This window comes from Borrelia hermsii DAH (genome assembly GCF_023035675.1).
Lineage (GTDB): Bacteria > Spirochaetota > Spirochaetia > Borreliales > Borreliaceae > Borrelia > Borrelia hermsii.
On sequence record NZ_CP073136.1, the window covers coordinates 788723 to 801384 of the forward strand.

The 12662-nt window shown below is 30.6% G+C and carries 9 protein-coding genes and 2 tRNA genes; 6 read left to right on the forward strand and 5 right to left on the reverse strand.

What is annotated here, in order from left to right:
- Positions 1-390 carry a hypothetical protein gene (locus bhDAH_RS03755; RefSeq protein WP_012422486.1) on the reverse strand — a complete coding sequence of 130 codons (390 nt, stop codon included), beginning with the start codon at positions 388-390 and terminating at the stop codon, positions 1-3.
- A 232-nt stretch (positions 391-622) separates the two neighbouring features.
- Between bhDAH_RS03755 and bhDAH_RS03760 the strand changes: the two genes are divergently transcribed.
- Both bhDAH_RS03760 and valS read left to right on the forward strand, forming a co-directional pair.
- The gene (locus tag bhDAH_RS03760) at positions 623-1618 is read left to right on the forward strand and encodes a tRNA dihydrouridine synthase (protein ID WP_012422487.1); all 996 of its coding nucleotides are present in this window, start codon (positions 623-625) and stop codon (positions 1616-1618) included.
- Positions 1615-4239 (forward strand): valine--tRNA ligase, encoded by a 2625-nt coding sequence (gene valS / locus bhDAH_RS03765; RefSeq protein ID WP_012422488.1) that lies wholly within the window; start codon positions 1615-1617, stop codon positions 4237-4239. Before bhDAH_RS03760 ends, valS begins: the two co-directional genes overlap by 4 nt.
- Positions 4240-4390: 151 nt before the next feature.
- Here valS and mnmC2 read toward each other — a convergent pair whose 3' ends face one another.
- Together mnmC2 and groES are read right to left on the reverse strand one after the other, a co-directional pair.
- Positions 4391-5068, reverse strand: coding sequence for a tRNA (5-methylaminomethyl-2-thiouridine)(34)-methyltransferase MnmC2 (mnmC2, locus tag bhDAH_RS03770; protein WP_012422489.1), 678 nt, complete (start codon positions 5066-5068; stop codon positions 4391-4393).
- Positions 5069-5277: 209 nt separating this feature from the next.
- Positions 5278-5550 (reverse strand): co-chaperone GroES, encoded by a 273-nt coding sequence (gene groES, locus bhDAH_RS03775; protein WP_025400044.1) that lies wholly within the window; start codon positions 5548-5550, stop codon positions 5278-5280.
- A 143-nt stretch (positions 5551-5693) separates the two neighbouring features.
- Here groES and bhDAH_RS03780 point away from each other — a divergent pair, with 143 nt between their 5' ends.
- The 3 genes from bhDAH_RS03780 (at position 5694) to bhDAH_RS03790 (ending at position 11697) form a co-directional block, all read left to right on the forward strand.
- Complete coding sequence (locus tag bhDAH_RS03780) at positions 5694-7325, forward strand: ABC-F family ATP-binding cassette domain-containing protein (RefSeq protein ID WP_012422491.1); 1632 nt, start codon at positions 5694-5696, stop codon at positions 7323-7325.
- Positions 7326-7347: 22 nt separating this feature from the next.
- Positions 7348-9033 (forward strand): outer membrane protein assembly factor BamB family protein, encoded by a 1686-nt coding sequence (locus bhDAH_RS03785; RefSeq protein WP_043924496.1) that lies wholly within the window; start codon positions 7348-7350, stop codon positions 9031-9033.
- 135 nt (positions 9034-9168) lie between these two features.
- Positions 9169-11697, forward strand: a complete 2529-nt coding sequence (locus bhDAH_RS03790) for a P83/100 family protein (protein WP_012422493.1) — start codon at positions 9169-9171, stop codon at positions 11695-11697.
- A gap of 82 nt (positions 11698-11779) precedes the next feature.
- Here bhDAH_RS03790 and bhDAH_RS03795 read toward each other — a convergent pair.
- Positions 11780-11852: transfer RNA gene (locus tag bhDAH_RS03795), tRNA-Pro, on the reverse strand.
- A 9-nt stretch (positions 11853-11861) separates the two neighbouring features.
- A tRNA-Arg gene (locus bhDAH_RS03800) sits at positions 11862-11935 on the reverse strand.
- A gap of 83 nt (positions 11936-12018) precedes the next feature.
- Here bhDAH_RS03800 and bhDAH_RS03805 point away from each other — a divergent pair.
- Positions 12019-12654, forward strand: a complete 636-nt coding sequence (locus tag bhDAH_RS03805; protein ID WP_012422494.1) for an endonuclease III domain-containing protein — start codon at positions 12019-12021, stop codon at positions 12652-12654.
- The last annotated feature ends 8 nt before the right edge of the window (positions 12655-12662 follow it).

The window sequence follows — 12662 nt, forward strand, 5'->3', positions numbered from 1 at the left end:
TTAGTAAGTATCCTTGTTAATAATTTTGTAAATTTTTATGTATTTTGCTGAATTTATTTTAACTTTCTTATGATTTAAAGATTCTTTTTGCATTTTTTTCATATTTATGATATTTGAAATTATTGCTGTATTCATTTTGAGGTATACTTTACCACGTATTTCAGGCATTGTTGACGTTTCAGTTAATTTTGCACTTATTGTCTTAAAAAAGTTTGTCCTAGATATTGTTGTGATTACTAGACCTAAGACCGCGGAGTAAACATTTTTTTTAATTTCTTCCCTAAAGATATTTTTATAAATATTTTTTGTAAATTCCTTTAATTTTGAATTGCTATGAACCAAGCTCTGCTTGAAATCTTGCTCCAAATTATCATTATTGTTTCTAGTCAAGGGATTTTTCCGTAAAGTTTATGTGGTTGTTTATTGCGATGTTGGGTATTTTTGTAATAATAAAAGTTATTAGAAAAAATTATTATGCCTTTATTGATTTTTAATATGCTCTTAGAGTCATCTTTAGTTAATATTGAAAAGTTTTTTATTCCCTTGTAAGGCATACTGATTTCTTTGAAATTCATTTTGTGCATTTCTTTACCATAATGTTGTCTTATTATATATTTATTTTATGAATTTTTTAAGTAATATGAGTCGTCCCATTATGATTTTGGCCCCAATGGAAGATGTCACAGATACTGTTTTTAGAAATTTAATTCATTTGATAGGGAATGGAAAGGATGTGCCTGATATTTATTTTACCGAATTTATTTCCGTAAAAGGACTTTTAAATAAATCAAAGCAGTCAATGCAACATATTTTGACAAAAAATGATGAACTTAATCGACCATTGATTGCTCAAATTTGGGGAAAGGAGCCTGATGAATTTTTTAAGGCAATAGAAATTTTAAGTAATTTGGGATTTTGGGGTATTGACCTTAATATGGGTTGCCCTAAGAAAAAAATAGTTAAAAAGGGAGTTTGTTCCGCTTTAATTAACAATAAATCTTTGGCCCGTGAAATAATTATGGCAAGTAAAGAGGCGTGTTTGAAATTTGGATTGCCTCTTAGTGTTAAGACAAGACATGGGTTTTTTTATTCTGAGGTTGAAGATTGGTTAGGATTTTTACTGGAACTAGGCATTGATATGTTGATTGTGCATCCCAGGCTTGCTGTTAATCAGAGTGAAGGGCCTATAGATGTTGCTGTGTTTCATGAGCTTGTTAAGCTGAGGGATCAAATCAATCCTTCTGCATTAATTATTGGCAATGGAGGTATTTTAAGTCTAGAGCAAGCACATCAGATTGTAAGGGAGTATTCTATTGATGGAGTAATGTTTGGTTGTGGGATTTTTAGGAATTTAAACTTATTTAGAAAAGGTTTGTCAAACTTTTTGAGTAATAATTTAAATTATAGATTAAATATATTAAAATTGCATATAACAGATTTTCATTCTACTTGGAGTCTTACTAAGGATTTTAATAAACTTAAGAAATACTTCAAAATTTATTTTAATGAAGATGAAAGACATAGCGAGTATTTTTATAATATTATGAATTCAAGTAATTATGATGAGCTTTTTGAAAATCTAAGTCGAATGGATATAGGAGATGAGCTTAAGCAATGAGCGATGAACTTTCAAAAAATTATAATCCTAAAGTTTTTGAAGATAAAATTTATCAAAAATGGCTAGATAATGGTGTATTTAGTCCTAATGATGGGATTGAGTCGAGATTTAGCATGGTAGCACCCCCTCCAAATGTTACAGGCATTCTTCATATGGGACATGCCCTTAATTTTACTTTACAAGATATCCTTGTTCGTTATAAGAGAATGCAGGGTGCTAATACCCTTTGGCTTTTTGGAACGGATCATGCTGGAATTGCAACCCAAGCAGTTTTTGAAAAACAGCTTAAAGATTTTGGAAAAAGTAAAGATGATTTTAGTCGTGAAGAATTTGTTGAAGAAATTTTTAAATTAAAGAATAAACATAGAGAAATAATTGTTAATCAAATAGAAAAGCTTGGGGCTTCTTATGATCATTCTAGGGAGAGATTTACTCTTGATGCTGGGCTTTCTCAAGCTGTTAATAAGGTTTTTATTGATTTATATAATAAGGGATTAATTTATAAGGGAGAATATCTTGTAAACCTTGATCCTGGGTCTGGAAGTGTTGTTAGTGATGAAGAGGTTGAGTACAAAGAGGTTATTGGCAAGATTTATTTTATTAAATATTTATTAGATGATGATACTTTTATCGAAGTTGCAACGACTAGACCTGAGACAATTTTTGGAGATGTGGCTGTTGCTGTTAATCCTAATGATGATCGGTATAAATCTTTAATTGGTAGAGACGTTACAGTTCCTATTGTAAATAGAAAGATTAAGATAATAGCAGATAGTTATGTTGATATGGAATTTGGTAGTGGTGCTTTAAAAATAACACCTGTTCATGATCCTAATGACTTTGAAATTGCAAAAAGACATGATCTTGCTAAGATAAATATTTTAACTAAGGATGCAAAACTAAACGAGAATGTTCCAATTGAGTATCAAGGCTTAAGTGTTAGTGCTGCAAGGAGCAAGATAGAAAGGGATTTAAAAGACCAAGGATTCTTAATAGATGTTAAGAGTCATAAACATCAGGTTGGGTATTGTCATAGATCTGGAGAGATCATTGAGCCTTATTTATCTAATCAGTGGTTTGTAAGAATGAAACCTTTAGCTGATGCTGCTTTAAAAGCTTTAATAAACGGTGAGATTAAATTTTATCCTAAAAAGTGGGAGAATACATATAAACATTGGTTATTAAATATTAAAGATTGGTGTATATCTAGACAGTTGGTTTGGGGGCACAGAATTCCTGCCTGGTATGATGTTAAGACAGGAGAAATTATTGTTAGTGAGTCTGATCCCTCATTAAGTGAAGAGCATAAGGAGAGAAGTTTTGTTAGAGATCCAGATGTACTTGATACTTGGTTTTCTTCTTGGTTATGGCCATTTTCTTCTCTTGGTTGGCCAGAGATTACTCTTGATTTTAAAAATTATTATCCTACAAATACTTTGATTACTGCTTATGACATAATATTTTTCTGGGTAGCAAGAATGGTAATGGCAGGGCTTGAGTTTACAGGTCAAGTTCCTTTTAAAGATATATATATAACACCCCTTTTAAGAGACAAAAAGGGTAAAAAAATGTCAAAATCTTTAGGTAATGGTATAGATCCTCTTGAAATTATCGATCAGTATGGAAGTGATGCTTTGCGTTTTACTCTTGCATTTTTATCTGTACAAGGTCAGGATTTGAATATTGATACTAAAGATTTTATGTTTGGAGCTAAATTTTCAAATAAAGTATTTAATGCTTCTAAATTTATTTTATCAAATTTAGAGGGTAGGGTAGTATTAGACAGGTTAGAGTTAGATGATATCGATAAATGGTTACTTACGAGTTTAAATTCAACTGTTGCCATTCTAGATTGGGCTTTTAAAAATTATAAGTATAATGAGGCTACTAAAGCAGTATATGAGTTCTTTTGGAATGATTTTTGTGATTGGTACATTGAAATTAGTAAAATTAATTTAAATAGTGATGATATTAATCTTCAGAATATGATTATTTCTAAGTTAGTTTTTTTCTTGAAAGAATCTTTACGCATTATGCATCCCTTTATACCCTTTATTACTGAAGAGATTTATTCTAAGCTTATGTCTTTGAAAGATGTATTAGCTTTAGAAAAGTATCCTGAGTTTATTAGCCAAAGAGATTTTAAGGAAGAGTTTCATCGGTTTAATTTATTGAAAGAATTTATTGTATCAATAAGAACTCTTAGGAGTGAATTTGGTATAGTTCCTAATATTAAGATTAATGTTGCTTTGAAATTTGGTAATACTTTTAAATACGAGAAATATTTTAAGGAGCATGAACATATTGCAAAGAAACTGATTAACTTTGATTGCATTTTTTACAATGAAAATTATGACAATATGATAGGTGTTCCTAATGTTGACTTTGAAAGTTTTGCAGATATTAAGAATTTAATAGATACTGATAAAGAGCTTGCAGGGCTTAGTAAACAACTAGAAAAATATGAGCGACTTAAACATGCAACTTTGAAAAAGCTTCAAAATCAAGATTTTTTATTAAATGCTCCTGGTGAGATTATTGATCTCGAGAAGTCAAAATTAGAAGAATTTGATTCTTTTATTTCAAAAATCAACAATTATATTGATAACTTAAGGAGATAGTAGTAATCTTCTTAAGTTAAGATAATATTGCTTTTAGCTATATTGTATTTATGTAAAGTATTTCTAGTATTTAGGTTATTGGGATAGTTTTTTGTGTTAGTCATGCAGAACTGTTTTAAAAAATTCACATTTTTGCCCTCTTTGAATAAATTTATTGTTCCTTTTGTGCTTTTAGCATATGTCTTTTATTGTTGAATCCTTTTATTCGATAGTAATTAAAATTGGCTAGTTTTAATCCATCTTTTACAATTCTTGCTGCAGAGAATGTTGAAAGTTTTGTTCCAATTTTGCTCTTTTCTGAGATTATGGTAAATATTTCCTTATTCCACATTTTGGGATTTTTGTTTGGACTAAACCCGTCTAAAAACCAGTAATCTATGTATTTTGGTAGTTCTTTAAGTTTTTCCCTAGCATCTCCAACTAAGATTTTCAGATTAATATTGTTTGTTATTTGGTATTTTATGTTCTTCATTGGTGTGTTGGGGTATTTTTTAAGCAATATCTTAAAATAGTGTATATCTTTGATAAAAAATTGTGATATTTTTTTGATTTGCTCTTTTTTAAGTGGGAATTTTTCAATTGAGTAGTAATTAATTTTTGTTTTGAGGTTATTTTCTGTTAAATGTTTTAAAAGAGCTATGAAATTAAGCCCAGTTCCAAATCCTAATTCCGCAATTGTTATACTTTGTAGATTCACAAGTTCTTTATCTAGGTCACAGCCTTTGATGAATACATAAATACTCTCTTCAAGTCCGTATTGCGGATCATAATAGATATCCCCAAATTTACTTGAATATATAGTTTTACCTTGAAATATTAATTTATCCATTCTTTATTTTACGTATGCATAAATATGGAATAATTTTTTATTTAGGAAAATTAAATTAAAAAATTACTGCTTTTAAAAGCAATATTATTATTCTCATGTATTAACCTGAATTTAATTTGTTTGACTAGGATAACAGGATGTAAATCGATAAGTTTTAAGGTTTTGCCTTTTAAGAGAAACTAAAGCTTAATTTTAGTTTCTCTTAACCTTTATTCTTCTATAATGGCTATAATTTCTTTTGCTTTTAGAATTAAGTGTTCCTTATCTTCAATCCTTACAGCAGCACCAGCATACTTTTCATAAAGCACTGTGTCTCCAACTTTAACAGTAATGTCTTCTTTGTTAGAGCCAATAGCTATGACTGTTCCAATGTTTGTTTTCTCTTTTGCATTCTCTGGTATATATAGTCCTGAAGTTGTTTTACTTTCGGCTTCTTTTATTTTTATTAAAACTCTATCAGCTAAAGGTTTAATATTTTTCATTTTCAAACATCTCCTTAATTTGATAATATAAATATACGAAAAGTGAAGTATTAAGTCAATATATTTAGATAATACTTGAAACTTCATTTAATTTTAAAGATAATTCTTTTAATAATAATATCAAGTTTAGGTGGAAAAGTAGTTTGATAGCAGTAAGTAATTTAGAAGTTGCATTTGGGGAGAGAGTTTTATTTAAAGATGTTAATGTTAAATTTTCTTCTGGAAATTGTTATGGGATAATTGGGGCTAATGGTGCAGGGAAGAGTACATTTTTGAAAGTTTTAGGCGGAACGATTGAACCTAGCAAGGGTGAGGTCGCAGTTGCGAAGAATCAAAGAATGGCTGTGCTTGAGCAAAATCAATTTGCTTATGATGATTTCAGGGTTATTGATACTGTGATCATGGGCCACAAAAAGCTTTATGCTGTGCAAAGGGAAAAAGATTTAATTTATGAAAAACCTGATTTTAGTGATGAGGATGGAATTAGGGCTGGAGAACTTGAGGCTGAGTTTGCAGAACTTGGAGGTTATGAGGCTGAGTCTAATGCCGCAGTCCTTCTTAAAGGGCTTGGTATAGAAGAGTCGGTTCATTCTAGTTTGATGAGAGATATTGATGCGGCTTTAAAAGTAAGGGTACTCTTAGCACAAGCTCTTTTTGGAGAGCCTGATATATTACTTCTTGATGAGCCTACTAATAATCTTGATATTCAATCGATTAAGTGGCTGGAAGAATTTTTAATTAATTTTGAAAATACAGTTATTGTTGTGTCACATGATAGACACTTTTTAAATCAAGTTTGTACTCATATTGTTGATATTGATTATGGAAAAATTCAAGTTTATCTTGGTAACTATGATTTTTGGTATGAAACTAGTCAAATTCTTAATAAACAACTCAAAGATGCCAAGAAAAGATCTGAAGAGAAAATAGCGGAACTTAAAACTTTTATTCAAAGATTTTCAAGTAATGCATCGAAATCTAGACAAGCGACTTCAAGAAAGAAATTAATTGATAAGATTAGAATTGAAGATCTAAAACCGTCTTCAAGGAAGTTTCCTTATGTTAACTTTAAGAGTGAAAGAGACCTTGGGAAAAATGTTATTACAATTAAAAATCTGAGCAAGGAATTTGAAGGACAACATATTTTAAATAAGTTTAGCATTGTAATAGAACCTGGGCAAAAGGTTGTCTTTTTAGGCAGTCCAATCTCAGCAAGTTCTCTTTTTGATGTAATTACCAATGAAGATAGAGATTATAAGGGTCATTATGAATGGGGTGCTACTGTTAATTTTGCGTACTTTAAGAAGGATAATGAGCAATATTTTAGTGTGGATTTAAGTTTGGTAGATTGGTTAAGGCAGTATTCAAAAGAGCAGGATGAAACTTATATTAGGGGATTTTTGGGACGAATGCTTTTTAGTCAAGATGAAGCTTTAAAAAAAGTTAATGTCCTATCAGGGGGTGAAAAGGTAAGATGTATGCTTTCAAAGATAATGCTTAGTGGGGCTAATGTATTATTATTAGATCAACCAACTAATCATTTAGATCTTGAGGCGATTACATCTTTAAATACCGGTCTTCAAGATTTTAAAGGAGTTGTGTTATTCACATCTCATGACCATCAATTTATTGATACGATTGCTAATCGGATTATTGAGTTTACACCTAATGGAATAATTGATCGTTTTATGACTTTTTCAGAGTATATTGATGATTCTAAAGTCAAAGAATTAAGAGATAAGCTTTATGAAGGACATACCAGCTTGAAACTTTGATTATATGTTTAACCATTACAGGATGTTTGTGGTTTTGAAGGTAAATGTTTGTATTTTTATATTTTTAGGTGCTTGTTTTTCCCTTTCAGCAGATGTTAATCTTTATTTCCAGAAAGCTTTAACAGGGCAGGTTTTAGGAAATCCTATTCTTGATGAGAGACGTAATACTATTACGGTGTTAACAAAGGATAGGTGGTTGGTAACTTATACTGTGTCTTTAAATAAAAAGTATTCTTATAGGCTAGATCGAACCCCATATCCCTTCCTTTTAAAGGATTTTGGTAGTGGATATTATGTTATTACAGGACGTAATGAAGTACAAAAGATTAGAAGAGGAAAGCTTATATGGAGGTATAATTTAGGTGTCCCGCCTATAAAAGCTCCTTCAATAGGGAATGGTTATATTTTAATTCCTCAGGCTGATGGAAAAGTTATTGCTTTAAGACTTGGTGATGGTCAAAAGGTTTTTGAGGCAAATATAGAAGGGAAGGCAGCAACTTCTTCTGTTGTTCTTGAGAATGGCAATTTTTATATTGCAAATGAAAATTATAAAATGTTTGCTTTTAATTCTGAGGGAGAGCAAATATGGAGCACTGAGCTTATGTCTTTTCCCAATGCATTAATGATAAGTACTAATAATGAAATAGTGGTTGGATGTCAATCTGGAGATGTTGTTGTGTATGATAGTGATTTTGGCGATATGTTAGGTTCTATTAGTTTAAACTATCCTATTAATTTTTTATTTGAGAAGTTTAATGGGGAATATATTGCAGTCTCTGATATTGGGATTTTTTTTAATTTAAGTAGGAACTTTGATCTCATGTTTTCTGAGAATTTACCTTTAAAACTTAAGGAAGCCGTGCTTTATGATAATAAAAATCTTTTTATTGTTATGGAGTCAAATGGTGTTTTAGCTCTTGATGAATATTTCAAACCAGTTGATAGGTATGATGATATTAAGGAAATATCGGGTCTTGTATCTAATGTTGGAATGATTGCTACTGGTGGATTTAATTGGATACTAACTACTTATTATTATGAATATAAAGATGAGCTTGATTTTATTGTTTGGAATCATACATTAGGTAATAGATATCATCAAAATAGGATAGATTTTAGAGAAAAATCTTTAGTAGATCATGAGGATATTTATTTGGCTCTTGATGAAATGTTGAATTCTACATACAATAGAAAGGTTTATAATAAGTTTTTAAGTGTTCTAGATTCTTTGGTAATGAAATATGGTAGTTTCCCTAAAAAATATTTGAATTTATATAGAAAAGCTATTAATAATTGGCTTGCTCCAAAAAATGGAGTTGATAGAATAGCTCAAAGGGGGCAGCTTTATAAATATTTTATGTATGTTGATGATGCAGCCTCGGTTAAGAGTTTTATCAATATGGCAATTGAAGAAAAGGATATTAATAATGTAATTCAATTAGTTAACAGTATTGCTGGATTTGAATATTATTATGGGCAAGATGAGCTTGTATATAATTATATTCAGTATGTAATATTAAATTATCAGGGTAATTTAGAGATAGCATATGCTGTTCTTTTAAGCTTGCGCAAGATAATTTTGAATTCTACAGAGGATAATCTTAAGAGATATAGAAGTAAATATTTAACTCTTTTGAAATTTGTAAGACGTCAAAATTTTTCTGAAAAAATTAATCAATGTATTAATGAAATTATTGTATCTCTTTGATTTATTTTGTTGCTAATTTTATGTTATTATTTATTGAATACATCTTATAGTAAGTTAAGATTGATGTTTAATTTATGCCGATTTAGTTAATAATAAGGTTTATAATTAACTAGGAAACTAGGAGAGAATTTTGTTATGAAAAGAATATGGATACTTTTTAATTTTTTATTTATCTTTTTAAATATTTTTACTTTTCATGCTAGAGAAGTAGATAAGAAGAAGTTGAAGGATTTTGTTAATATGGATCTTGAATTTGTTAACTATCGGGGTCCTTATGATTCTACAGATACGTACCTGCAAATAGTAGGTATTGGTGAGTTTTTAGCTAAGAATTTAACTAATAACAAATCTAACTATTATAGTAAGTATTATGTTAATAGGTACATTGACAGTGAGAGTGAAAAGAGTAGTTCAGATGTTTTTATTATTGGTGAGAGTTCTTCTCTTGATAGTATTTTAAATCTTAGAAGGATACTTACAGGATATTTGATGGAAGGTTTTAATTACAGTAAAGAGAGTGCAGAATTACTTGCTAAAGCTATTACAATATATAATGCTACTTATCGAGGTGATTTGGATTATTATAGTGATGCTTATATTCAGCCTGCCCTTGAGGGTTTAAGTAAGCATAATGTAGGACTTTCAAGAGTTTATAGCCAATGGGCTGGAAAGACTTATATTTTTGTTCCTCTTAAGAGAAATATTTTATCAGGAAACATTGAATCAGATGTTGATCTTGACAAAATCGTTACAGATAAGGTAGTAATCTCTCTTTTAAGTGAAAATGAGGAAGTTGGTACTGACTTTGCAAGAGATTTAACTGATGTTCAGGATGAAATTCGTGATGTTGATCAGGAAAAAATTGATATTGAGTCTGCTACTTTGAAAAGCATTGATGATGAATTAACCGAGACTATTGATAACTTAAGAGAACAACTTGAGAGAGCTACAGATGATGCTGAGAAGGAAGGCATTAAGAAGCAAATTGATGATAAGACAGTTAAGAGAGATGCTTTAAAGGATAAGACAGATGGGCTTAAAAAGTCACAGAAGAAATTAGATAGTTCGCAGGAGAAATTAGATAGGCAAAGGGATGCAGTTAAAGATAAAGTTCAAGAAAGTATTGATAAAGGGAACAGAGATAAGAATTTACCAAAGCCTGGGGCAATAAGTTCTCCAAAAGTAGATGAGAAATTGCAATTAATTGAAACTATTGAAGATTTGGAAGAGCAGCTTGAGAGAGCTACAGATGATGCTGAGAAGGAAATAATTAAGAAGCAAATCGATGATAAGCTAGTTAAGCGAGATGCTTTAAAGGATAAGACAGATGGGCCTAAGGAGCTGCAGAGGCGGTTAGATGGGCAAAGGGATGCAGCTGAAGATAAGGTGCAGGAAGGTATTAATAAAGGGAAGAGAGATAATAATTTGCCAAAACCTAGGGAAGTAAATTTATTAAAGAAGGATGAAAAATTAAAGTCAGCTTCTGAATTAAAAAACCAGCTTAAGAGAGCTACAGATGATGCCGAGAAGGAAATAATTAAGAAGCAAATCGATGATAAGCTAGTTAAGCGAGATGCTTTAAAGGATAAGACAGATGGGCCTAAGGAGCTGCAGAGGCGGTTAGATGGGCAAAGGGATGCAGCTGAAGATAAGGTGCAGGAAGGTATTAATAAAGGGAAGAGAGATAATAATTTGCCAAAACCTAGGGAAGTAAATTTATTAAAGAAGGATGAAAAATTAAAGTCAGCTTCTGAATTAAAAAACCAGCTTAAGAGAGCTACAGATGATGCCGAGAAGGAAATAATTAAGAAGCAAATCGATGATAAGCTAGTTAAGCGAGATGCTTTAAAGGATAAGACAGATGGGCCTAAGGAGCTGCAGAGGCGGTTAGATGGGCAAAGGGATGCAGCTGAAGATAAGGTGCAGGAAGGTATTAATAAAGGGAAGAGAGATAATAATTTGCCAAAACCTAGGGAAGTAAGTTTATTAAAGAAGGATGAAAAATTAAAGTCAGCTTCTGAGTTGAAAAAACAACCCAAGAGAGCTACTGCTGATATTTCTAAAAATATTCCTAGTGTTGTAAACAATCAATCTCGACGTTTGCCTGCTAAGCCTTTAGCTTTTAGAAAGCAATCAGATCAATCTGAAGGTGTAGATAAATTACCCCTTGAAACTGAAAATCAAAAACCTATACATAAACCTATGTTTTTAGAGGTTCTAAATCCCAATACGAATTTGGGAGTTCTTAGGTTAATTGACTCGGATGGAGGCCAATTGGAAGAGGCTTCTAGGTATGGTATTAGGAGGTATGGGGTTTATGAGAGAAAAGATGATTTTGTAGCTATAAAACTTTGTTCAGGTATTGCAAAGCTTCAGTTGCTTAATAAAGCAGAAAATTTAAAAGTTGAATCTGAAGCAGATTTTGAGTTAAGTAGAGATTCTTCTCTTTATGTTGATTCAAAAATGATTTTGGTGGTTGTTAAGGATAATAATGTTTGGAAATTAGCAAAGTTTTCTTCAAAGGATTTAAGTGAATTTATTCTATCAGAAGATGAAGTTTTGCCATTTACAAGCTTTACTGTTGATGCAGGTCATGTTTATTTGCAAGATGCATCTAAAAAGCTTATTACTTTGGATCTAAATACTTTGAAAAAAGTGTCTTAAATTATTTTTTTGATTAAATAGTGTTTAAGTAATTAGAAAAGGAAGAACAAAATTTTGTTCTTCCTTTATATTATAGAAACAGTCGGGACAGTGAGATTCGAACTCACGATCCCCTGCTCCCAAAGCAGGTGCCTTAGCCGCTAGGCCATGTCCCGAAAAAATTACGCGCCAATTAGGACTCGAACCTAAAACCTACAGATTAGAAGTCTGTTGCTCTGTCCAGTTGAGCTATTGGCGCTTTTGAGCCTAAAATTGAGTATATCATGTTGAAAAAACCTTGTCAATAAAAATATTATTACTTATGTTTTGTTATAATTATGGATGTTTTATAATTATTTTATGCTTAATATTGATTTAATTGTAGATGAAACTTTATCTAGATATCCAGATGTTAAACCTTTTTTAACTTTTAGAAATAATTATGAGCTTTTGATAATGGTAATTTTGAGTGCAAGGACAACTGATAATATGGTTAATAAAATTGCACCTAAGTTTTTTAAAAGATATGGAGATTTTGAAAGTTTGGCAAATGCTGATTTGATAGATGTTAAGCAATTGATTTATAAGTTAGGATTTTATTCAAATAAATCTAAGTATATTATAAATTGTGCACGAATGATTTTAGAAAAATTTAAAGGTATTATTCCAAATAATATTTTTGATCTTGTATCTTTGCCAGGAGTAGGTAGAAAAACCGCTAATGTTATTCTTGGAGTTATTTATAATAAGCCGGCTATAATTGTAGATACTCATTTTAGTAGGGTTGTTATCAGGCATGGGATTACCTTTAAGAGAACACCTTTAGAAATTGAATTAGATTTAAAGAGTAAAATACCTGCTGATAAACAATATAGATTTTCTATGGCTATTAATAGACATGCAAGAGATATTTGTACATCACGTAGTAAAACTTGTAAAAATTGTTTTTTAGAAAAATTTGCACCAAGACTTTTTTGATTGTAGTT

Excerpts from the sequence above, each read along its gene's own strand:
- valS (WP_012422488.1), top strand. The coding sequence starts at position 1,615 with ATGAGCGATGAACTTTCAAAAAATTATAATCCTAAAGTTTTTGAAGAT.
- mnmC2 (WP_012422489.1), bottom strand. The coding sequence starts at position 5,068 with ATGGATAAATTAATATTTCAAGGTAAAACTATATATTCAAGTAAATTT.
- bhDAH_RS03785 (WP_043924496.1), top strand. The coding sequence starts at position 7,348 with ATGTTTGTGGTTTTGAAGGTAAATGTTTGTATTTTTATATTTTTAGGT.
- bhDAH_RS03760 (WP_012422487.1), top strand. The coding sequence starts at position 623 with ATGAATTTTTTAAGTAATATGAGTCGTCCCATTATGATTTTGGCCCCA.
- bhDAH_RS03805 (WP_012422494.1), top strand. The coding sequence starts at position 12,019 with ATGTTTTATAATTATTTTATGCTTAATATTGATTTAATTGTAGATGAA.
- groES (WP_025400044.1), bottom strand. The coding sequence starts at position 5,550 with ATGAAAAATATTAAACCTTTAGCTGATAGAGTTTTAATAAAAATAAAA.
- bhDAH_RS03790 (WP_012422493.1), top strand. The coding sequence starts at position 9,169 with ATGAAAAGAATATGGATACTTTTTAATTTTTTATTTATCTTTTTAAAT.